Raw genomic sequence first — 23007 nt, 5'->3', positions numbered from 1 at the left:
CATGAAAGGCCTAAAAACTCGACCATTCGTGATATATGAGTGGGGTTCCCAAGAAAGGTTCATAAGCAAATGCAAATAAATGTTTCAAGAAAGATAGGTTATTTTTCAGTGGCTAAAAGAGCAAAGAAAATAGTTTAAGTCAGCTAAATATTATACGACTAAAGACGCATCAGCTGACCTGGTAGTCAGTAAAACTAAGCGGTTAAACGAAAAATGCCGCACTTATTGGTGCGGCATTTGGTATTACTGTTTGTTTTGTTTTTGCGCTTTACGCTCAAGACGTCGGGCTTTGCGTTTCGCTAATAGTTCTTGGAACCGAGTACGACGTTTCCAAATTCGATAACCAATATAAGAAGTAACTAAAGCGATAACGGCAAATAAAACATATTGGAAATGATGGACTTGCTGCATTAGCCATTCGCGGTTTTCAGCGCTGTAAGCACCTAAGTAAACCCAAACAGGCACAGAAATAAGCGCAGCTAACCCATCCATAGCTAAAAACTGCCAAACGCTCACCTTGCGACTAATGCCAGCTGTTAGAAAAATAGGTGTACGTAATCCTGGTAGAAAGCGCGCTACAAATAAGACACGGTTACCATAGCGTTGGAATTTGAGTTGAACTTGGTTGTAGCGTTTTGGCGTCATGATGCGGGCAATGAAACGAACACGTAAAATGCGCTCGCCCCATAGGCGTCCAGCCATAAACATTAAACCATCGCCCACCAGTACACCTGCCAAGCCAACAGCCACCATAATATGAACATTGGTTTGGCCTAGGCCGGAAATAACGCCGCCAGCAACTAGCGTGACATCTTCTGGGATAGGGATACCAAAGCCACAGATGATCAACACTGTAAAAACAGCGGCATAGCCATAATCGGCAAAAAAACTTTCTAAAAACTCAAGCACAGTTTTACCTACAATAACAGTAGCAATTAATGAGCTTCATCCCAGTTATTTCCTACACCCGCTTCGACTAATAATGGAACATCGAGTTGGGCTGCATTACTCATTAATGGAATAAGCCCTTGCTGTAATGCATCCACATGATCTTCATGGACTTCTAACACCAGTTCATCATGTACTTGCATAATTACCTTAGCATCTAACTTACTTTGCTCTAACCATCCGTTTACAGCGATCATCGCTAGTTTGATGATGTCCGCTGCTGTACCCTGCATGGGTGCGTTAATAGCGGTGCGTTCAGCCGCTTTTCGGATGGCTGGGTTTTTCGCTTTAATGTCTGGTAAGTACAAGCGACGGCCAAAGAGCGTTTCAACATAGCCTTGTTCAGCCGCTTGCGCTCGGGTTTCTTCCATATAGCGTAAAACACCAGGGTAACGCGCAAAGTAACGATCAATGTAGTTTTGTGCTTGTTTGCGGTCGCAATCAATTTGCTTAGCTAAACCAAAGGCACTCATGCCATAAATTAGCCCGAAATTAATTGCCTTAGCACTACGGCGCTGATCTTTAGTTACTGCGTCTAAGCTTACACCAAAAACTTCCGCTGCCGTTGATTTATGTACATCTAAGCCGTGTTTAAAAGCAGAAAGTAGGCCTTCGTCTTTAGCCAGATGTGCCATGATTCGCAATTCGATCTGAGAATAGTCCGCAGCTACTATTTTATAACCTTTAGGTGCGATAAAGGCTTGGCGAATACGACGACCTTCAGCTGTACGTACAGGAATATTTTGCAGATTAGGATCGCTGGAGGATAGGCGACCAGTGGCTGTAACCGCTTGGTGATAGCTAGTATGAATACGTCCAGTTTGCGGATTTACTTGCTGCGGCAAGCGGTCAGTATAAGTGCTTTTAAGTTTGCTTAAGCTGCGGTATTCCATCAGCAACTTAGGTAGTTCATGACCTTCTTCTGCTAGCTCAACTAATACAGACTCTGCAGTACTCGGTTGGCCTTTAGCGGTTTTGCTTAAAACAGGTAGCCCTAGTTTTTCGTAGAGGATAGCGCCAAGCTGTTTAGGCGAGCCTAAATTAAATTCTTCACCCGCAACGGCATAGGCTTGGCGTTCAAGTTCAACTAGCTTCTCACCGAGCTCCAAACTTTGTTTGCCCAGTAAGTTGGCATCCACATAAGTACCTGTTCGTTCGATTTTGGCAAGCACAGGCATTAAAGGAATTTCGATCTCGTTATAGACCTTAAGCAGGCTTGGGATGGCCATCAGTTGTTGCTGCAATACTTGATGCAAACCTAATGTGATATCGGCGTCTTCAGCTGCATAGGGTGCTGCTTGTTCTAGGGCAATTTGGTCAAAGGTGAGTTGCTTAGCGCCTTTGCCTGCAATGTCTTCAAAATGAATGGTGCTTTGTCCAAGGTATTTTAACGCTAAGCTATCCATGTCGTGGCGGGTGGCTGTGGCATTGAGCACATAAGACTCAAGCATGGTATCACTGCTGACCCCTTGCATCTGAATCCCGTAGTGTACTAATACATTGATATCGTATTTGCCGTTTTGACAAATTTTTACCTTCGTAGGATCTTCTAATAAAGGTTTTAGTTGCGTTAAGACATAGTTACGGTCTAGTTGCTCTGGTACGCCCATATAGCTATGTGCGACTGGCACATAAGCGGCTTCACCCCGTTGCACACTAAAAGATAGCCCTACCAATTGTGCTTGTTGAGCATCAACACTGGTGGTTTCAGTATCAAAAGCAAAGGTTTTAGCCGTTGAAAGTTTAGTTAACCAATGCTCAAAGTCGGCTTGATTTAAAATACAGTGGTATTTAGTTTCTGCTGGCGCCGGTGGAGTCACAGCATTTTCTGCGTCTGAGAACAGTCCTAGCTCCGCTGTTTCGTTATTGCTACGTAGTAAAGCATCTAGCCAGCTTTTAAATTCCAGTTCGCGATAAAGTTCTGCCAGTGCATTAATATCTTTCGTTTTAGGCTGTAGGTCTTCTTCGGTAAAGGCTAGTTCTACATCCAGTTTAATAGTAGCAAGTTGGCGTGATAGGTAGGCCATCTCGCGATGTTCTTCAAGTTTGGCAGGTAAAGTTTTTGCGCCTCGAATGGCTAAACTAGGTACTTGCTCAAGATTGGCGTAAATAGCATCCATATCGCCAATGCCAGTTAATAATCCTAGAGCCGTTTTTTCGCCAACACTAGGCACACCTGGGATGTTGTCTGCTTTATCGCCCATTAATGCTAAAAAATCGATAATAAGTTCAGGACCAACGCCAAATTTCTCTTTAACACCTTCAATATCGAGTTTGGTGTTGGTCATGGTATTGACTAAGGTGACGTATGGATTTACCAATTGCGCCATGTCCTTATCGCCAGTAGAGATGACGACAGGCTGTTGTAATTGTGCATGTTTATGAGCCAGAGTGCCGATCACGTCGTCAGCTTCTACACCTTCAATGCAAAGCAATGGAAAACCTAAGGCTTTAACGCATTTGTGCAAAGGTTCTATTTGTACACGTAGGTCATCAGGCATAGGCGGACGTTGCGCCTTGTAATCCTCAAAAAGATGATCACGAAAGGTAGGGCCTTTAGCATCAAAGACCACCACAATGTTACTTTTAGGATATTGCTTTTGTAATCCGCGCAGCATGTTTAACACACCTTTAACGGCTCCCGTAGGCACACCTTGGGTGGTGGTCAATGGCGGCAGTGCGTGAAATGCACGATACAAATAAGAAGAGCCGTCAACGAGAACGAGAGGATGCTGAGACATGCTAAATATCAACCTTATTTATTTTCTACTGGCTAGAATGATTAGATGATCCTAAAAAGACAAGGAATCACTACCAATTTTAGGATTAATTTACCTTTAATTGGAGGGATAAGAGTACACCATGCGCGTACCTATAATCGAATTAACCTTAGCTGGTATCTTCGGATTTTCTTCAGTGGCACTTGGACAACAAGATAAGCCAGAAAATCAACCGCAAGTAACTATTACGGTATATGCGGATAAAACCATAGAAGAATATCGAGCTAAAGGCGTGTTATATGCGGTGAAGGTGATTCCTAAAAACGGCGATGCCTACTTTTTAACGCGTGCAGATGGCAGGCAAGCTCAGTTTATTCGCACAGATAAACCGCAACTGCGAATCCCATCATGGCAAGTGTTTAGCTGGTAAGCCATCTTGGCTTTGGTTAATTTTTAATCACTAGGAGTTGTACTATGTTTAAGTTGAAAGACCAAGTTGCTCTCGTTACGGGTGGTGCTAAAGGGATTGGACGAGGCATTGTAGAGGCTCTACGTGAGGCAGGGGCTAAGGTAATCATTGCAGATATTGATGAAGTACAAGGTGCTGCTACAGCCAAAGAACTCGGTTGTTCTTTTAAGGCATTGGATGTTACTCAGCAAATGTATTGCCAGAAAGTCGTTAACGAAGTGGTAGATGAATTCGGTAAACTTGATATTTTATGCTCCAATACCGGCATTTTCCCACAGGCAAGTTTGGCGCATATGACTGAAGATCAGTGGGATCAAATGCAAAAAGTCAACCTTAAAGGTACCTTTTTTATGGTGCAAGCGGCTATGGCCGTGATGAAACCAAACAAATATGGTCGTATTGTTATTACCTCTTCAATAACGGGTGCGATAACAGGCTTTCCTGGTTGGAGCCACTATGGCGCAAGTAAAGCAGGGCAGTTAGGATTTATGCGCAGTGCCGCTTTAGAGTGTGCCAAAGATGGGATTACAGTAAACGCTGTAATGCCTGGTAATATTTTGACTGAAGGCTTAAAAGCACAGGGCGAAGAATACTTGCAGCAAATGCGTAATAGCATTCCGACGCATACTTTGGGGGAGCCTTTAGATATTGGCTATGCGGCCTGTTTTTTAGCATCTAAAGAAGCACGCTTTATTACAGGCCAAAGTTTGATTATTGATGGTGGACAGATTCTGCCTGAATCTCCAGAAGCCTTGCTGTAAATAAAAAATCCCCAACTTTTCGGGATCAGCTCAATATTGGGGATTTTTTATTAGTTAAAAGCCTGTTCCACTTCTTTGGCTTGCAAGCTCAAACTTTGCAAGCCATTACCAGAAAGATACCAAAGATCAGGTGTTAGATAGACAATACGCTGACTTTCAATAGCCTTTACTTTGGCTAGTTCGGGTTGCTCGAATAGTTTTATATCCATAGGTTGTGCTCCAATAGCAGCGCTGCGATCAATAATAAAAATTACCTCAGGATTAATGTTTTTTATTTGCTCTAAAGTAAGCGCGGTTCGTGGCTCTTTAAATTGCGCCGCGGCCTGTGGTGCCTGTAAAACGTTATGAATAAACTGCCCATAAGCCGCATAAGAGGCGGCAATAAGCTTACCGTCATTATGGAGGAGCACTAATGTTTTGAGTGGGTTAGCCTGTATGCTGGCTTGTGTTTGATGAATATCATTTTGCAAAGTTGACCATGCTTGCTCAACTTCTTCTGCTGTTGCAACACGCTGACCTAATTTGAAAATATTTTCTTTTACAGATGGCCAGTAGCGATTAGCATCAGCACTGTAGTTTAGTAAAGGTGCGATTTGTTCTAGTTGATCAAATGAGGCTGTTTGACGACCTGTCACAATAATTAGATCAGGATTGGTTTGTTGTAAGTTTTCAATATTAGGCTCTTTTAAACCACCAGCATCTACTAAGTTACTGTTTTGCATCTGTTCTTGAATATAACTGGGCATACCTTTATTCGGTAATGCAACGACCTTGTTTTGTGCTCCTAAGGCAATAAGGGTGTCCAGCGCCCCATAATCTACGGTGGCAATCTTTTCAGGTGTTTTACTGATGTTTTGTGCACAGCCTGTCAAAAATAGCGCAAAGATGGCTAAGGGAAGTGCGGTTTTCTTGAGCAGCATGTGAGCAGTCCTATTTAGATATTAATAGTATTGATTATCGTTAACTATTTTAGGATGTCCAGCTTATCTATTAATTTTGTATAACTAATTGGTAGATCTTTCTGTAGGTTAGGCGTTTTAGGTATTAAAGAAATAACAAGCGGCCAATTCGCCGCTTGTGATCATACGTTTTTCACGCTTTGCATATAGTCCGCTACATAGCTAGCAAAATCGCCTGTGTCTTTGGCTTCAATGGCCGCTTGTTTGGCAATAGACTTTTGAGCGTATTCTTCAAATTCTTGTTGCTCATTTTTAGCTAAAGGGCGTTCACGTAGCCATTGAGCATGCTTTTTGCTTTGTGCTACGGCAAATTGAGTAAAACTTTGCTGGTTAGCGCGCATATGCGCTAGTACTTGCGCAGAAGGCGTTAACTCAACATTTTCAACTTTCTTAAACTGATCCGTTAATGCTTGCTGGTGTTCCTGTGTTGCATAAGCCTTATCTAAGAGTTCAGCGCAAGGTTGTAGCGCTTCAAACAGCTCTTTTGCCCAGTCGGTCAGGGCAATAGGTTGATGCTGGCGCTCTAGCATTAAGCCAGGTTGGCGTCCGTAATTAACAACGGTTAGGAAGTTATCTGTACAAGATGAACATTCACCATCTACCAGTAGGTCACTTTCATGTAGTGCACAGAACAGTAAAAATACGTCTAAAAAACGCGCTTCTGGTGTATCAATACCTAGTGGTAGGAAAGGATTAACATCAATACAGCGTGCTTCAATATACTGCACGCCGCGCTTGGCTAGCGCTTCAATTGGGCGCTCACCAGGTTGCACTACACGTTTAGGACGAATGCTAGAATAGTACTCGTTTTCAATCTGAATGATATTGGTATTTAGCTGAATCCACTCACCATTACGCTGCGTACCTAGTTCAGCATAAGGCGCATAAGGCGTCATTACTGCGTTTTTGAGGCTTTTTATATAGGTTGATAAATCGTTATAGCAAGGTGTTAACGAAGCTTGTGCTTTGCTTTGGTAGCCTAAATCACTCATGCGTAAGCTGGTGGCGTAGGGCAAATATAGCGTATTTTCATCAAACTGCTCTAACTGATGAGCATGATCACGCAGAAAGCTTTTATCAACCGCAGGTGAGGCACCAAATAAGTACATCAGCAACCAGTTGTAACGCCGAAAATTACGGGTTAGACCAATGTAGTTGAATGATTGGTAGTCCTGTAGGTCGCGCGTACTCTGCTCAGCTGTATGCAGTAATTGCCATACTGACTCAGGTAATGAATAGTTATAATGAATACCTGCAATACATTGCATGGCTTTGCCGTAACGTATAGCTAAACCACTGCGATAGATATATTTAAACCGGCCTAGATTCGAGGTGCCGTAATAGGCCATTGGAATCTCGCTATCTGGCGGTAAGAAGCAGGGCATTGATGGCGCCCAAATCACTTCTTGATCTAGCTTGCTTAAAGTAAAACGATGAATGCGCTCAAGTTCAGCGATAGTATCCGCTGAGTTTTCTTTAGCCGGCGTAATGAATTCAAGTAAGGCTTCGGAGTAATCAGTAGTAATACGATCATTAGTTAACGCGGCACCTAACGCACTAGGGTGCATGCTCTGCGCTAACTGACCATGCATATCAACACGTAATGCTTCACGTTCTATGCCGTGTAAACTGTGCTTGAGCAGTTCAAGGTTGTCGCTTTCACTAAGTACAGCTAAGCGACGTTGATAAAGTTCGCCCAAGGTTTTTATCCTTCTGCTTTATAAGTTAAGTACGGCTAGCAAAATCAATAACTTATGCTAGCCGTAGGCAATAACTTATTTTTTCTTTAGTTGTTTCGCGTTTGCGAATAATGCCGCCATATTACCAGTTGCGTTTGTGCTTTGGCTGTTTTTTGTTGTTTGCACTTTAGCGTTAGAGGTGGATTTTACTACCGGAACGGGAGTGTTTTTTGTACCCGGCTCATCGCTTAAACGCATGGAAAGCGCAATACGCTTGCGAGGAATGTCCACCTCCATCACCTTTACTTTGACGATATCGCCAGCTTTAACCAATGTATGTGGATCCTTAATAAATTGATCGGAGAGTGCTGAAATGTGAACTAGGCCATCTTGATGTACGCCGATATCGACAAAGGCACCAAAGTTGGTGACGTTGGTAATAACACCTTCTAGAATCATGCCTAATTTCAGGTCCTTGATTTCTTCAATACCTTCTTGGAATGTCGCAGTTTTAAATTCAGGACGAGGATCGCGAGCTGGCTTATCAAGCTCTTTTAGGATATCGGTCACTGTTGGTAAACCAAAGGTTTCGTCAGTAAATTTTTTCGGATCTAGGCTGTTTAAGAAGGCGCTATCGCCAATCAGGGAGCGGATGTCACGTTGTGTGCTTTGCGCAATGCGCTCAACTAAACTATAGGCTTCAGGGTGCACAGCCGAACTGTCTAATGGATTGCTAGCATGCATAACACGCAAGAAACCAGCGGCTTGCTCAAAGGTTTTAGCGCCTAAGCGAGGTACTTTTTTTAGCGCGTTACGACTATCAAAGGCACCATTTTCATCGCGAAACTGCACTATGTTTTGCGCTAATGTGCTGTTAAGGCCTGAAATGCGCGCCAGTAAAGCAGCTGACGCTGTATTCACATCAACCCCTACCGCATTCACACAGTCTTCAACAACAGCGTCTAACGAGCGAGCCAGCTGCACCTGTGATACATCATGCTGATATTGACCAACACCAATGGATTTCGGGTCAATTTTTACCAGCTCAGCCAGTGGGTCTTGTAACCGGCGGGCAATAGATACAGCGCCACGTAAAGATACATCTAAATCAGGAAATTCTTTGGCGGCTAGTTCAGATGCTGAATAGACAGAAGCGCCTGCTTCACTCACAACAATTTTGCTCATGTGTAGGTCAGGCAAAGCTTTCACCAATTCTATGGCTAGTTTATCGGTTTCGCGGCTTGCAGTGCCGTTACCAATAGCAATTAATTGTACTTTATGTTTTACACAAAGCTTGCCCAAAATCGCTAAGGTTTCGTTCCATTTGTTATGTGGAACGTGAGGATAGACGGTAGTGGTTTCTAGTAGTTTCCCAGTGTGATCAATGACTGCAACCTTACACCCTGTGCGCAATCCTGGATCTAAACCTAATGTGCAGCGTTGACCTGCTGGCGCGGCTAAGAGTAGATCATGTAAATTGCGAGCAAATACGTTAATGGCTTCTGTTTCGGCTTGCTCACGTAATTCAGCAAATAAGTCTGTCTCTAAATGGCTTGATAATTTAACACGCCATGTCCAGCGCACAACTTCAGCCAACCATTTGTCAGCAGGACGCTCCTGGTTGCTAATGGAAAAGTGCTGAGCAATCATGGTTTCGCAAGGATGATAGAGTGTTGTTTCATCACTGACTTTTAAGCTAGCCGTTAAAACACCTTCGTTACGCCCACGGAAAATAGCCAATGCACGATGTGAGGGCACCTTAGTATAGTCTTCATCATGTTCAAAATAATCACTAAACTTAGCACCTTCAGTTTCTTTACCCGCCACAACACGCGCACTGATTTGTGCATGTTGTTTTAAAAAGCCTCGTAGTTTGGCTAAGAGCTCAGCATCTTCAGCAAAACGCTCCATCAAAATATACTTAGCGCCTTCTAACACTTGTTTTTCATCAGCAAAACCTTTTTCTGCATCTATGTAGCGGCTAGCCTCTTGCAGTGGGTCCAGCTGTGGATTGGCAAAGAGATCATCAGCAAGCTGGCCAAGGCCGGCCTCTAATGCAATTTGGCCCTTAGTGCGACGCTTTTGTTTATAAGGTAGGTAAAGATCCTCTAAGCGAGTTTTAGTATCGGCTTGCTGAATGGCTTGGGCTAATTCAGGTGTAAGTTTGCCTTGTTCCTCTATACTGCTCAATATAGAAGCGCGGCGCTCGTCAAGCTCGCGCAAATAACGTAAACGTTCTTCTAGTGTGCGTAGCTGAGTATCATCTAAACTTCCCGTTGCTTCCTTACGATAGCGAGCAATAAACGGCACAGTAGCCCCTTCGTCGAGCAAGCTAACGGCAGCGCTAACTTGTTGAGATGTAACATTGAGCTCTTGAGCAATACGCGTATTAATGCTGTCCATGAATGTACCTAGTTAGTTTATTGGGCAGAGAGGTCTGCAAATAAATAAAAAATATTATAGATTAAGTTGTGCAACTGCTGGGAAAGTAGTGCTTTGAAACGATTTGTTAAGAATGCAATTGTTACCTTTTTATACAATTAATACATAATATCACCGCAATTGTTAGAGGATCAGTCGATGACAACAACGCAAGAAATGGAAAAAATACTAATCGTTGATGATGATGCACGTTTACGTAATTTGTTAGAGCGGTTTTTAGCAGAGCAAGGATATCGAGTGCGTACTGTTGAAAACACTGAACAAATGGATCGTTTATTAGCTCGTGAGTTATTTCATCTGATTGTCTTAGACTTAATGATGCCTGGTGAAGATGGGTTGTCTGCATGTCGTCGTTTACGTTCTGGAAATAACCAAGTACCTATCGTCATGTTGACGGCTAAAGGCGATGAGTCAAGTCGTATTCAAGGCTTAGAAGGCGGTGCAGACGACTACTTAGCCAAGCCATTTAATCCTCGCGAGCTTTTAGCACGTATTAAAGCCGTGCTGCGCCGCCAAAGTCATACCTTACCAGGTGCGCCTACAGCAACGGATGAAGAGGTTAAGTTTGGAGAATACACACTCAGTTTAGCAACACGCGAACTGCATAAAGATGACCAAGTTAACATGTTGACGACCGGCGAGTTTGCTGTATTAAAAGCCTTAGTTCAGCATCCAAGTGAGCCGTTAACCCGTGACAAATTAATGAACTTGGCACGTGGCCGTGAGTGGGATGCACTGGAACGCTCTATTGATGTACAAATTTCGCGTTTACGTCGCATGATTGAAGTAGATCCATCCAAACCACGCTATATCCAAACAGTGTGGGGTGTTGGCTATGTGTTTGTACCAGACGGAAAAGCATGAGTAAAAAGGTTCGCGCATTCTGGTATCCGCAAAGCTTTTTCGCCAGAACTATTTGGATGGTACTACTGGCGGTTCTTTTCTCTAAAGCGCTGACATTAGTGTATTTGATGGTTAATGAGGATGTCCTCGTTGACCGTCAATACAGTTATGGTACTGCGTTAACTATTCGTGCATATTGGGCGTCTGCCCAAATTGGGCGCGATAAAATAAGCAAAGCAACGGGCCTTATCACTGTTAAAGAGGAGGACGTACCAGAAGATGACGTACCTCTGATTTACAGTAAAGTATTTACCCAGCAAATGCGACAAGATCTAGGCCCTAGAACACAGGTTCGTATTCAAATGCATAGCCCTGCAGCTATGTGGGTTTATGCACCTGATTATGGCGATCAATGGATTCGCCTACCTATTTATCCTCGTCAGTTACAAGCCCAACGTATTTGGAATCTATTAGGCTGGTTAATTGCTATTGGACTGCTTTCAACCGCTGTGGCCTGGGTTTTTGTACGCCATCTGAATGAGCCCTTAAAGCGCTTAGTGATGGCGGCACGCAGCTTTGGTAGTGGACGTAGCGTGCGTTTGCCGATTTCACAAGATACAGCCAGTGAAATGGCAGAGGTGTATCAATCGTTTAACCAAATGGCTGATGATTTAGAGCGTTCAGCAAGCGAGCGAGAATTAATGCTGGCAGGTGTTTCGCATGATTTGCGCACGCCGTTGACACGTTTGCGCTTATCACTTGAGTTGATGAACGCAGATCCTGAGCTCATTGATGACATGGTGCGTGATGTGGAGGATATGAATGCTATTTTGGATCAATTCCTTGCTTTTATTCGTGATGGGCGTGATGAAGAGGTAGAAACTGTCAACTTGATTGAGTTGGTTGAAGAAGTGACTCACCCATACAATCAAAAAGGTGAACAACGCGTAGGGCTTTGCTTAGAACCAGTGCCTATGCTACCTCTGCGTCGTTTATCGATGAAACGATTATTAATGAACCTGATTGAAAATGCGCTGAAATATGGCGGAAAAGGTGTTGAAGTAACTACCTCTGTGGAAGGTGGAGAAGAGGCGCCTTTTGTTGAAATTAGTGTGCTTGATCGTGGTGCTGGCGTTAAAGAAGATGATATAGAAAAACTGTTTAACCCCTTTATGCGTGGCGAATCGGCTCGTACAGGCACAGGCACAGGCTTGGGACTAGCTATTGTACGGCGTATCGCTGGGCAGCATGGTGGTACAGTAGAGTTATTTAATCGAGCAGGTGGCGGCACCGCAGTACGCGTACGCTTGCCTATTTGCTTATTATTACCACGCGATGCAGTTGGCAAAAGGTCATAGCGTTTATGGAAGAAGATAAGGTTCGTTTAGACAAGTGGCTATGGGCTGCGCGATTTTTTAAAACACGCAACCTAGCCAAAACAGCTATTGAGGGTGGTAAAGTGCATGCGCAGGGTGTGCGTTGTAAACCCTCAAAAGATGTTCGCGTCGGTGAAGAACTCAGTATTAGAACAGGTTATGAAGAGCGCACTATTATAGTCCAAGCTTTAAGTGATGTTCGTCGGGGTGCTCCGCAAGCTCAGGCGCTGTACCAAGAAACTGAAGACAGCATCAACAAGCGTGAATCCGCTGCCGAGCTGCGTAAAGCAGGCGGTTTAGGCTTGCTAACCGATGGCCGCCCAACCAAGAAACAACGCCGTCAAATCCACCAGTTTAAAGATAATTTTTAGCGCCCATCTTGCTTCCTGATATGCTAAAGCGCTTACTAAGTGCTTTAGGATGTTTTTATGCTTCGCCCATTAACAGAGTTAATAAACCAAGAAGACCCAGCATGGCCATTAGTAAAGGATTGGATGAGTCAGGCAAGCAATAAGGTCGAAGTACTTCGCATTGCAGATCAAAAAGTTGCAGATGAAGCCTTATTCTTATCACAGGTAACAACCCGCTCACCTATGGGGGCTTTGGTCTATCAAACAGGCGGCTTGTTGATTGATAACGGCTGGATTCGTATTTTAGGCGGCGGCAGTGCAGAGTTGCAACGTACCTTACCTAGTTGGAATAAAGACAAAACCTATACCAATAGTACGCGTGAAGCGGGTTATTTATTAGTGGCAGATGATGTACTGGGCGGTCTATTTGCGATTAATGGTGGGCTATTGGGTAAGGACGTTGGCAAAATGTACTACTTTGCACCTGAAACCTTAGCCTTTGAAGCCTTAGAAATTAGTTATTCGCAGTTTTTAAGCTTCTGTTTTAATGGCGATTTAGATGACTTCTACGGCCCAATGCGCTGGAAAACTTGGGTAGGTGATATGCAACAGCTAACGCCTGATCAAGCATTTAGTTTTATGCCGTTTTTATGGACAGCTGAAGCAAAAAATCTCGACAATTATACTTGGAAAGTGGTACCCGTAGAGGAGCTTTATCAGGTGCAACAAGAGTTTTGTCAGCAGTTGGGTTAATCAAGGCGAATAATGCACTTAGGAAAAGCACTTTCGGCCAATTGCTTTTCTAGTTGTGATAAGTCAAAGCTTGGCGGAGCTACTAAGAGTTTGGCTTGATAGATTAAAGCTGTGCTTTCTAAATAAGTAGTGCTGTTTAAAATCTGCACGGCAAATAGCCTTAATTGACTGGTTAAGAATGGCTCTAAGTGATCGTCCCAGAATAGATCAAGATCTGCCAAGTTACCCCAAGCGCTTAACTCTTCTAAGTCGATACACAGCTTGATGGTTAAAGGCTGCTGAAAAGGAATAAGGATAGGCATGCATATCTCTCTAAGATTTTAATAGCCTCCATCAATCAAACCTATAGGTTGCTGGCAGGCTAGATGAAGTAATATAGTTACACATTAGTCTTTGGTTAAACACAATGATAGAAAAAGATTTTACACAGCGTTTTATTTTTGAGAACGCAGATATACGGGGTGAATTTACCAGCCTAGAACAAAGCTATCAGCATGTTTTAGCTAAGCATCCATATCCTCGAGCAGTAGCTATTTTACTGGGTGAATTATTAGCTGCAGCTGCACTGCTGGTAGAAACCATTAAATTTGATGGTTTATTGATTTTACAAGCACGTTCTAGTGGTGCTATTCCGTTATTGATGGTGGAGTGCTCAAGTGAGCGTGAAGTGCGGGCTATTGCTCGCTATGAAGCTCAAGCAATTAAAGATCAGGCATCACTTAACGAACTCATGCCTGAGGGTGTTTTAGCACTCACAGTAGACCCTAAAGAAGGGCAGCGCTACCAAGGCTTGGTTACTTTGGATGGCGATACTCTTGCGCAGTGTTTTACAAACTACTTTGCTACTTCTGAGCAGTTGGCTTCACAGTTTTGGTTGCAGGCTGACGGCAATCGCGCTCGTGGATTTATGCTACAACAATTGCCTGTAGAGCGTATCCAAGATACACAAGAGCGTGAGCATCATTGGGAGTATGTAAAAACCTTAGCGGATACATTAACAGCTGAGGAGTTACAGGCCTTAGACTTAGCCACACTTTTACATCGTTTATACCACGAAGAAGATGTACGTGTATTTGAACCAAGCGTATTAGCCTTTAAATGTAGCTGCTCGAAGCAACGTTCGGCGCAAGCGCTTGTGAGCTTAGGCAAAGAAGATGTCATTAGCTTGCTGAAAGAAAAATCAGGTACAATTGAGATTGATTGTCAATTCTGTAACGAAAAATATCTCTTTATAGAACAAGATATTGAACAACTATTTAGCGTAGATGAAGCTTTAACCGATCAGACAACAGTGCATTGAGTAAACAAAGCTGGCATAATTACGCACAATTTTTAGATGTAGTGCTGCAAACTTAGCGCTACCAAACTTCGGAGGATTCGGCAGCGGCCGATGGGGAATACATGACGCAAGCTACAACTGCTGTGTACACCAATATTAGTCCAGCCCAGTTAATTGAAGAGGCTGTTCGTCGCGGCGAAGGTAACCTAGTTGCCAACGGTTCATTAGTGGTTGAAACTGGTCACCGTACTGGCCGTTCTCCTGCTGACCGTTTTATCGTAGAGGAGCCAAGCACTCAAGATACCATTGCTTGGGGCCCAATTAACCGCCCAATTTCTCCTGAAAAGTTTGATGCGTTGTGGGCGCGTGTAGAAGCTTTTAATAATGCACAAGATCACTTTGTATCTCACGTACATGTGGGTGCAGCTGAAGAGCATTACTTAGCCGTTAAAATGACGACCCAAACCGCATGGCAAAACCTCTTTGGTCGTTGCTTATTTATTACGCCAGAGAGCTATAACCCTCGTAATAAAGAAGAATGGCAAATTCTTAACGTGGCTAACTTTGAGTGTGTACCTGAGCGTGACGGCACTAACTCTGATGGCTGCGTAATGATTAACTTTGCTCAGAAAAAAGTGCTTATCGCAGGCATGCGCTATGCTGGCGAAATGAAAAAAGCCATGTTCTCTGTGCAGAATTACCTGCTACCAGAAGCTGACGTACTGCCTATGCACTGTGCGGCTAACATTGGTGAAGAGGGCGATGTAACCTTATTCTTTGGTTTGTCTGGAACAGGTAAAACCACACTTTCAGCTGACGAAAGCCGTTATCTCATTGGTGATGATGAGCATGGTTGGGGTAAAGGGGTTGTCTTTAACGTAGAAGGCGGATGCTACGCTAAATGCATTAACCTATCTGAGAAAAACGAACCTGTTATCTGGAAAGCTATTAAATTCGGTTCAGTACTAGAAAACGTAGTGCTGAATGATCAACACGAGCCTGACTACACTGATGATAGCTTAACGCAAAATAGCCGTGCTGCTTATCCGTTAACTCACGTTGAAAAACGCTCAGAGAAAAACCTAGGTGGCGAGCCAAATGCTGTTATTTTCTTAACATGCGATTTAACAGGTGTATTGCCACCTGTATCTATTTTGAATAACGAGCAAGCAGCTTACCACTTCTTGTCAGGTTATACTGCATTGGTTGGCTCAACCGAAATGGGCTCGGGCAGTGGCATTAAATCAACATTCTCTACTTGCTTTGGTGCGCCATTCTTCCCACGCCCAGCTGGCGTTTACGCAGAGCTATTAATTAAGCGTATTAAAGAGTTTGGCTCTAAAGTTTACTTAGTGAATACAGGCTGGACTGGTGGTGGCTATGGTGTTGGTCAACGCTTTAATATTCCAACAACGCGCGGCGTTATTGCAGCTATTCAAAATGGTTCTTTAATTGGTGTAGAAACTGAGCATTTACCTATTATTAACCTAGATGTGCCAAAAGTAGTACCAGGGGTTGATACCAACTTGCTCAACCCACGTAATACATGGGCAGATAAAGCAGCTTATGATCAAGCCGCTCGTGAGCTCGCAGCTAAGTTCATTGAAAACTTTAAAAAGTTTGATGTGTCTGAGGCTATTGTTAAAGCCGGTCCTGAGCTTTAAGTGCAATAGCTAAACAAATTAAAACCGCTTCTTAGGAAGCGGTTTTTTTATGGTGTATTAAACGCCAGTAAAAGACCATTGAAAGAATGCCGGTGTAAGTTGATTGGCCAGTAAAAAGCCTGATGTTTTTTGTAGTTCAGCCACCCACTCAGTGAGTGAGGAATAATTGCCTGAGCACAAATTATTACTGTCTATCTGTATGTTAGCCGAGCAGTGAAAAAATAAATGACAACTTAGTTGGTGTATTTTCTGGTCTTGGCATAGCTGGCGTGTGAGGTTGATATAAAAATAAGTACGATCATCTTTAGGTTGCAGAGCATACTGAAACACTAGCATGTCATTTTCACTGTAAGGCGTGATTTTTTTGACTTGATTTTGTAAATATAGCTGGCAGAACCTAGTTAAAAAAATAGCGGCTGTAGGCGCTTGTTGTACCCATCCTAGGCTGTTAAATAATCCATCATAAGTTGTGTGTAGCTCTTTAAATGGAGTCATATCTGGCATGAGTGTTAAGTAGCTTAAAGGTTGAGTCGTTCAGTTATTATTATGTTAAACAAGGTAAGGGCTTGATTTTCTGAGGCAGTAAGTTAAGTACTTTAACTATAAAAAGCTCAGGAAATATTAAAACCTTACTCTGTTACAAAATGTAGTGGCGGTAGCCTAACCATACAACATAATAGTTAAAAAGATATGAAACTTTTAGGCGGGAAGGGCTAAAGCTGCAATTAATTAAGCAGAAATGCATTAAATATGCTCTTTTTTCCGCAAACTAGATGCGTTGCTTGCTGTTGTGTAGTATAACTACAATCTTACTACAAATTGACTGCTAAGTTTCTGAACGCTATGTCCACCAATCTCTTACACCATATCTCGCAATCACGTGAATCACTGAGAAAGTCCGAACTTAAAGTGGCTGACTATGTGTTGGCTGAGCCTGCTGCTGCAATGCATAGCTCTATGGCGGATTTGGCGGCAATGGTAGGTGTAAGTGAGCCTACTATTGTGCGCTTTTGTCGTGCTATTGGCTGCTCAGGTTTTCAGGATTTAAAACTAAAACTGGCTCAAAGCTTGGCTTCAGGCGCGAGTTTTGGGCAGTTTGCAATCACTGAAAATGACTCAGTAACCGATTTTGCACTGAAGATTTTTGATACTACTTTGCATTCACTAATGGATGTACGTGAGCATCTTGATACCAATGCGTTAGAAAAAGCCATTGCTGTTATGGCAAAAGCGCAGCGTGTTGAATTTTACGGTTTTGGTGCCTCTGGTGCAGTGGCGTCTGATGCCCAGCATAAATTCTTTCGCCTCTTGTTAACAGCTGCCGCTTATAGCGACCCGCATATGCAAGCGATGAGTGCCGTCACATTAAAAGAAACAGATGTAGCCATTTGCATTTCACAATCAGGGCGATCAAAAGATCTTTTAACGACAGCTAATCTGGTACGTGAAACGGGCGCCATATTAATTACCTTATGCCCAAGTCAAACGCCTTTAGCTGAATTAGCCAGCATTCATTTAGCCATTGACGTACAAGAAGATACAGAAATCTATACACCACTTACTTCACGAATTGCCCACTTAGTTGTCATTGATGTTCTGGCAATGGGGGTTGCAATGTCGCGTGGGCCTGATTTAGTGAACCATCTAAAAAGTGTTAAACGCAGTTTACGCACCCTTCGTCTTTCAACAAAATCAGTCAAAGGCGAGAGCTAGTTTTGTGAGCTCGTCGTTGTTAACTTTGCAACGGCGCATAAAACTGGCAAAATTGTCCTCTTTTTTTACATTCTTTTGTGCGACGCTCTATTTGCGTTGCCAAATACGCCATTGCAAAATGGTTAAAACGGCTGAGGAAGTGTTATGGCTAATGCCACACCTGCATTAGAAGTTATTGATTTACATAAACGTTATGGCGATCTGGAAGTGCTACGTGGTATTTCTTTATCAGCTTATGATGGTGATGTGATCTCTATTTTGGGTTCTTCTGGTTCAGGTAAATCAACTTTTTTACGCTGTTTGAATCTTTTAGAAAATCCGCATGAAGGTAAAATATTCTTTTCAGGTGAAGAGCTTGCCTTAAAAAAAGAGCGTAAAACTGGCGAGTTAACAGCAGCGAGTCACTCCCAAATTAACCGTTTACGTACCCAGGTAGGCTTTGTTTTTCAAAACTTCAATTTATGGCCGCATTTAACTGTACTAGATAATGTCATAGAAGCACCGCGTCGTGTTTTAGGAATGATAAAGAAAGATGCAATTGCTATGGCAATGGAGCTGTTGGAAAAAGTAGGTATTGCAGATAAAGCCAATGCTTACCCTAATATGCTCTCAGGTGGCCAGCAGCAGCGCGCAGCCATTGCTCGTACTTTAGCCATGCAGCCCAAAGTTTTACTGTTAGATGAGCCAACCTCGGCGCTAGATCCTGAAATGGTACAGGAAGTATTAGGCGTTATTCGTAGCTTGGCAGAAGAAGGGCGCACCATGTTAATGGTTACCCATGAGTTAAACTTTGCGCGCCAAGTATCCAATAAAATTGTATTCTTGCACCGCGGGCAAATTGAAGCCCAAGGTACACCTGAAGAAGTGTTCAATAATACAACATCTGCTCGCTGCCAAGAATTTATGTCGAGCAACATGGCAAACCACTGGTAAGAGGGAATAACATGAAAAAAGTTACAGGTTTCGCACTGGCTGCACTAACAAGTTTATTTCTCGTTGGTAGTGCAGTTGCCGCTGAAAAGCTACGCATCGGTACAGAAGGCGGTATGCCACCTTTCAATATGCTTGATCCATCAGGCAAAGCAACAGGCTTTGATGTGGATATTTCCTATGCGTTATGTGAAAAGTTGAAAGCTGAATGCGATGTGGTGTTAGTAGATTGGGACGGCAGTATTCCTGCACTAAACGCTGATAAATTCGACTTTTTAGCCTCATCGATGTCGATTACCGAAGAGCGTAAAGGCGCTGTCTCTTTCACAGATGCTATTTATACCAATAGCCTGCAGTACATTGCTCCAAAAACAACCGACTTTAAAACTGACAATGCCAGTGTTAAAGGAAAAGTTATTGGTGCTCAGCGTGCTACAGTGTCCAGTATGTGGTTAGAAGACAATTTAGGTAGCGATATTGAAATCATGCTGTACGACAAAAATGAAGATGCCTTCATGGATCTAGCTGCTGGTCGTATTGATGCCATTCTTGCAGACAAGCTACTTAGCTGGGAGTGGTTAAATAGCTCAACAGGTAAAGACTTTGAATTTAAAGGTGACCCTGTGTTTGCTTCAGACAAAGTAGGTATTGCTGTACGTAAAGGTAATGAGCAGCTAACACAACGCCTAAACCAAGCGTTGAAAGAAATACGTGAAGACGGAACTTACGAAAAAATTAATGCTAAATACTTCCCTTTTAGCATCTATTAATCTTCACGCACTGCCTTGCTTAAGCAAGGCAGTAACATAAGTGTTTTAGTTAATGATTATTGATTTTCACGGCTATGAGAATGCCTTAATAAAAGCCTTTTTGTTAACAATGGAGCTAGCCTTTGTTTCGCTGGCTTTTGGTTTAGTTTTAGGCATTCTTGGTGGCTTAGCCAAAACCTCATCTAATGCTATTTTGCGAGCACTAGGCACAACCTACTCTACTATTGTGCGCGGTGTTCCAGAACTGCTGTGGGTGTTCCTAATTTATTATGGAACAGTAGGTGCAGTTAAAGCATTTGGCTTGTTATGGGGTATAAAAAACCTTGAGCTAAACACCTTTGCAGCGGGTGTTGTGGCGCTTTCGCTATGTTTTGGAGCTTATGCTACTGAAGTCTTTCGCGGTGCTTTACTGTCTATCTCCAAAGGTCAAAAAGAAGCAGGTTTGGCGTTAGGTTTGTCTGCGAGTCATATTTTCTTTCGCATTACTTTGCCCCAACTATGGCGCGTTGCACTGCCAGGCTTAGGTAATCTGTTTATGATTCTGATGAAAGACACCTCATTGGTTTCTGTCATTGGGTTAAGCGAGATTATGCGCACCAGTCAACTGGTTGTGCAGGGTACAAAAGAGCCTATTACGTTTTATACATTAGCTGCGGTTATGTATTTGAGTATTACGGTTATTTGTATGTTTGTACTTTACTTTTTAGAACGCCGTGTTAATCGTGGCTTTGAGCGAGGCCGCTGATGGAATGGGGCATTATTTATAACTCCTTGCCAAAATTATGGGAAGGAGCGCAACTAACCTTAGAATTAGTAGCTTTATCTGTAGTCTTGGGCTTACTGGTAGCCATACCTGTGGGTATCGCGCGCTCATCTGCAAAATGGTATATCCGCGCTGTGCCTTCTACCTATGTGTTTTTAATTCGAGGAACGCCATTACTATTACAGTTATTTTTTGTGTATTACGTTTTGGCTCAATTACCTGTTGTGCGTGAAAGTTTCCTTTGGCCTTATTTGCGCAAGCCTTATTGGTGCGCCTTATTAGCGCTTACGTTGCACACAGCAGCCTATATTTCGGAAATTATTCGAGGTTCGATCAAGACCATTCCTCGAGGAGAAATTGAGGCCGCACAGGCATTAGGCTTGAGCCGTTGGCAAACAATGTTCTATATCATATTGCCGCGAGCCGCCAGAATTGGCTTACCTGCCTATGGCAATGAAGTTATTTTAATGCTAAAAGCCAGTGCGTTAGCCTGCACTGTAACCTTAATGGAGCTAATGGGGGCCGCTAAGTACTTAGCATCACGCAATTACATGGCACTGGAAATGTACTTTGCTGCTGGTATTTTCTACTTGGTTTTATCTTTTGCCTTAATTATGGGATTTCGTGTTATAGAGCGCGGGCTACGTGTACGTGAAATTAACGGGCACTGATGCAATAACTATAGATGTTCTAAAGAATGAAGCGCTGATTGAGCGCTTCATTGCTATTGATACTTACTTAAAAAAATATGCATTTCTGTGGCGAAATAAAGCTTTTTATCACCTAGAGATGGCTTGGGAAGTGCAATTTCCAGCCTTATCTGGTTTTCTCCGAAATAGAAGTTTAGATCAAGCTGAGCAAGCCTGGTTAGCGGATGATCTAGCTAACGCACCTGAACCTTTCCCAAGTTTATTCAAACACTCGCAGGCACTCAGTCAGCTAGGTTTCTATCCTCAGCGAGCACTCACACGTCGGCCGGAACAGCTAATGCGCGATATTCCTGGGCGCAAATGGCAGCAAATACAAGCTTTTAGCGCAGCTATAGATGACGCCCAACATTGGCTAGATTGGTGTGCGGGAAAAGGGCATTTGGGGCGTTTCTTGGCCTATCCTCAAGCTCAGTCAACCTGCTTGGAATATGATCTATCCCTAGTGAAGTCTGGAGCGCAACTAAGCCAGCGATTGAACCTTAACGCACAGCATCATTTATGTGATGTGCTGACACCGCAGGTTAGCCGCTACTTTGTGCCGCAACAGCATGCCGTTGCACTTCATGCCTGTGGCGACTTGCACAGTCGCTTAATCACGCAGTCAGCACTTGCCCAAGTAGAACACCTATCTGTTGTTCCTTGTTGTTATAACAGAACAACACAGAACAACTATCATGGACTCTCGCAGGCCGCACAGGCATCGGCGCTTAAATTAAGCAAGGATGATTTAGCTTTACCTTTACAGACGACAGCAACTGCAGGTAAACGTGAAATAGCTAAGCGTAACCAATCTATGGCATGGCGTTTAGCCTTTGATGTGCTGCAACGCCAAGCACGTCAAGTAAATGAGTATCTTAATACGCCACCATTAAGCAACACATGGTGGCAGAAGTGCTTTGCAGATTGGTGTGTCGACTTGGCTGCGTTAAAAGAAATTCGGTTGCCAGCTTGGGTAGACTGGGATGAGTTAGAAAACACAGGCTGGCAGCGCTTGGCGCAAGTACGTAACCTTGAGCTGGTCAATAAGCTCTTCCAGCGCCCATTGGAATTATGGCTAGTGCTAGATAAGGCAATTTACCTGCAAGAGCAAGGTTATCAGGTTGAGTTAGGGCAGTTTTGTGATGCTCAGTTAACACCGCGCAACCTACTGATCAAAGCCTCCTTAAAAAAAACCTAGGTCATTGAAAAGCCTACTATTTTGGTTTTTTAATAAAAAACTAAAAAAAATCAAAAAAGGACTTTACAAGGGGGAGGGATTCTATATAATGCCACCCCATTGCCGGTATAGCTCAGTCGGTAGAGCAACTGACTTGTAATCAGTAGGTCCCGAGTTCGACTCTTGGTGCCGGCACCACATTCAAGCTTTTACATCACCAGATATGCTGTGAAAGCCCCGTAAAGACCCGCTTAGGCGGGTTTTTTCGTTTCTACATGCCCAAACATAACCAGACATATAACAGTTGTTCTTGTACACTACGGTGTACACTGAGATTAAAAATCGCATCTGGTGTACAAAGTGGCTGAGTCTAAATTCATTTCGGCATCTTTGCATTTGCGTGTGTTACATGTGTTACATGTGTTATTTCCCAGTGTTTATGCGGCTTACAGGCGTAACACATAACAAAAACCAATGTGTTACATGTGTTATGCGCCAGTCGTGATGCCTATTATGATAAGGCCTGACTAACCCCGACACTTTTTATGGTAAAAAGATGAACAACCATAAGGGGTTAAACATGAGCAAAGGCTATCGTTATTCAGATGAGTTTAAGCAAGAAGCAGTCAACCAAGTGACCCTCCATGGTTATGCTGTTGTAGACGTTGCTAAGCGCTTAGGCATCAGTGATAAGACACTGTACAACTGGATTAAGATCTTTT

The 23007-nt window shown here is 43.2% G+C and carries 21 protein-coding genes, 1 tRNA gene and 1 pseudogene; 16 read left to right on the top strand and 7 right to left on the bottom strand.

Annotated features, from left to right (window positions below; all coding sequences use genetic code 11):
• Positions 1-243 precede the first annotated feature (243 nt).
• Together VQ643_RS14440 and polA are read right to left on the bottom strand one after the other, a co-directional pair.
• A complete protein-coding gene (locus tag VQ643_RS14440; protein ID WP_414200720.1) occupies positions 244-909 on the bottom strand; it encodes a DedA family protein in 666 nt (221 codons plus the stop codon).
• Between the two features lie 26 nt (positions 910-935).
• A complete protein-coding gene (gene polA / locus VQ643_RS14435; RefSeq protein WP_414200717.1) occupies positions 936-3689 on the bottom strand; it encodes a DNA polymerase I in 2754 nt (917 codons plus the stop codon).
• Between the two features lie 121 nt (positions 3690-3810).
• Here polA and VQ643_RS14430 point away from each other — a divergent pair, with 121 nt between their 5' ends.
• Positions 3811-4098, top strand: coding sequence for a DUF2782 domain-containing protein (locus tag VQ643_RS14430; protein WP_414200715.1), 288 nt, complete (start codon positions 3811-3813; stop codon positions 4096-4098).
• Between the two features lie 44 nt (positions 4099-4142).
• Positions 4143-4898: a 3-oxoacyl-ACP reductase FabG gene (gene fabG, locus VQ643_RS14425; RefSeq protein WP_414200712.1), complete on the top strand. Its 756-nt coding sequence runs from the start codon at positions 4143-4145 to the stop codon at positions 4896-4898.
• A 50-nt stretch (positions 4899-4948) separates the two neighbouring features.
• On the opposite strand, the gene VQ643_RS14420 is transcribed toward fabG, so the two are convergent.
• The 3 genes and pseudogenes from VQ643_RS14420 to VQ643_RS14410 form a co-directional block, all read right to left on the bottom strand.
• Entirely contained in the window at positions 4949-5818 is an 870-nt protein-coding gene (locus VQ643_RS14420) for an ABC transporter substrate-binding protein (protein ID WP_414200710.1), read from the bottom strand.
• A 161-nt stretch (positions 5819-5979) separates the two neighbouring features.
• On the bottom strand, positions 5980-7557 hold the full coding sequence (gene gshA / locus VQ643_RS14415; RefSeq protein ID WP_414200707.1) for a glutamate--cysteine ligase: 1578 nt from the start codon (positions 7555-7557) through the stop codon (positions 5980-5982).
• 206 nt (positions 7558-7763) lie between these two features.
• Positions 7764-9939, bottom strand: a pseudogene (locus VQ643_RS14410) (Tex family protein); the annotation flags it as partial.
• Positions 9940-10116: 177 nt separating this feature from the next.
• Between VQ643_RS14410 and ompR the strand changes: the two are divergent.
• From ompR to VQ643_RS14390, 4 genes are read left to right on the top strand one after another with little or no spacing between them, the layout of a single operon-like run.
• Entirely contained in the window at positions 10117-10842 is a 726-nt protein-coding gene (gene ompR / locus VQ643_RS14405) for a two-component system response regulator OmpR (protein WP_414200704.1), read from the top strand.
• Positions 10839-12179, top strand: a complete 1341-nt coding sequence (locus VQ643_RS14400; protein ID WP_414200701.1) for an ATP-binding protein — start codon at positions 10839-10841, stop codon at positions 12177-12179. The genes ompR and VQ643_RS14400 overlap by 4 nt, the downstream gene beginning before the upstream one ends.
• 5 nt (positions 12180-12184) lie before the next feature.
• Positions 12185-12568, top strand: a complete 384-nt coding sequence (locus tag VQ643_RS14395) for an RNA-binding S4 domain-containing protein (protein WP_414200699.1) — start codon at positions 12185-12187, stop codon at positions 12566-12568.
• 57 nt (positions 12569-12625) lie between these two features.
• On the top strand, positions 12626-13300 hold the full coding sequence (locus VQ643_RS14390; RefSeq protein WP_414200696.1) for a DUF2625 domain-containing protein: 675 nt from the start codon (positions 12626-12628) through the stop codon (positions 13298-13300).
• Here the strand turns inward: VQ643_RS14390 and VQ643_RS14385 are convergent.
• Positions 13297-13602 (bottom strand): hypothetical protein, encoded by a 306-nt coding sequence (locus tag VQ643_RS14385; protein WP_414200693.1) that lies wholly within the window; start codon positions 13600-13602, stop codon positions 13297-13299. The genes VQ643_RS14390 and VQ643_RS14385 overlap by 4 nt on opposite strands.
• Before the next feature lie 104 nt (positions 13603-13706).
• Here VQ643_RS14385 and hslO point away from each other — a divergent pair, with 104 nt between their 5' ends.
• Positions 13707-14600: an Hsp33 family molecular chaperone HslO gene (gene hslO / locus VQ643_RS14380; protein WP_414200691.1), complete on the top strand. Its 894-nt coding sequence runs from the start codon at positions 13707-13709 to the stop codon at positions 14598-14600.
• 101 nt (positions 14601-14701) lie between these two features.
• Positions 14702-16243 carry a phosphoenolpyruvate carboxykinase gene (locus VQ643_RS14375; RefSeq protein ID WP_414200688.1) on the top strand — a complete coding sequence of 514 codons (1542 nt, stop codon included), beginning with the start codon at positions 14702-14704 and terminating at the stop codon, positions 16241-16243.
• 57 nt (positions 16244-16300) lie between these two features.
• On the opposite strand, the gene VQ643_RS14370 is transcribed toward VQ643_RS14375, so the two are convergent.
• Complete coding sequence (locus VQ643_RS14370) at positions 16301-16747, bottom strand: hypothetical protein (protein ID WP_414200685.1); 447 nt, start codon at positions 16745-16747, stop codon at positions 16301-16303.
• Positions 16748-17086: 339 nt separating this feature from the next.
• On the opposite strand from VQ643_RS14370, the gene hexR reads away from it, so the two are divergent.
• The 8 genes from hexR to VQ643_RS14330 all read left to right on the top strand — a co-directional run.
• A complete protein-coding gene (hexR, locus tag VQ643_RS14365) occupies positions 17087-17956 on the top strand; it encodes a transcriptional regulator HexR (protein WP_414200683.1) in 870 nt (289 codons plus the stop codon).
• A gap of 144 nt (positions 17957-18100) precedes the next feature.
• On the top strand, positions 18101-18889 hold the full coding sequence (locus VQ643_RS14360) for an ABC transporter ATP-binding protein (RefSeq protein WP_414200680.1): 789 nt from the start codon (positions 18101-18103) through the stop codon (positions 18887-18889).
• 11 nt (positions 18890-18900) lie between these two features.
• On the top strand, positions 18901-19656 hold the full coding sequence (locus VQ643_RS14355; protein WP_414200678.1) for a transporter substrate-binding domain-containing protein: 756 nt from the start codon (positions 18901-18903) through the stop codon (positions 19654-19656).
• 52 nt (positions 19657-19708) lie between these two features.
• On the top strand, positions 19709-20401 hold the full coding sequence (locus tag VQ643_RS14350; protein WP_414200675.1) for an ABC transporter permease: 693 nt from the start codon (positions 19709-19711) through the stop codon (positions 20399-20401).
• Positions 20401-21090, top strand: a complete 690-nt coding sequence (locus tag VQ643_RS14345) for an ABC transporter permease (protein WP_414200673.1) — start codon at positions 20401-20403, stop codon at positions 21088-21090. The genes VQ643_RS14350 and VQ643_RS14345 overlap by 1 nt, the downstream gene beginning before the upstream one ends.
• Entirely contained in the window at positions 21065-22306 is a 1242-nt protein-coding gene (locus tag VQ643_RS14340; RefSeq protein ID WP_414200671.1) for a methyltransferase, read from the top strand. The genes VQ643_RS14345 and VQ643_RS14340 overlap by 26 nt, the downstream gene beginning before the upstream one ends.
• Positions 22307-22407: 101 nt before the next feature.
• Positions 22408-22483, top strand: a tRNA-Thr gene (locus VQ643_RS14335).
• Between the two features lie 382 nt (positions 22484-22865).
• Positions 22866-23007, top strand: a 142-nt coding sequence (locus tag VQ643_RS14330; protein ID WP_414200732.1) for a transposase, incomplete at its 3' end; no start/stop codon positions are given.

The sequence above is a fragment of the Pseudomonas sp. F1_0610 genome (assembly GCF_047470865.1).
Lineage (GTDB): Bacteria > Pseudomonadota > Gammaproteobacteria > Pseudomonadales > Pseudomonadaceae > JAZDRH01.
This window is presented reverse-complemented; position numbering and strand designations above follow the sequence as displayed.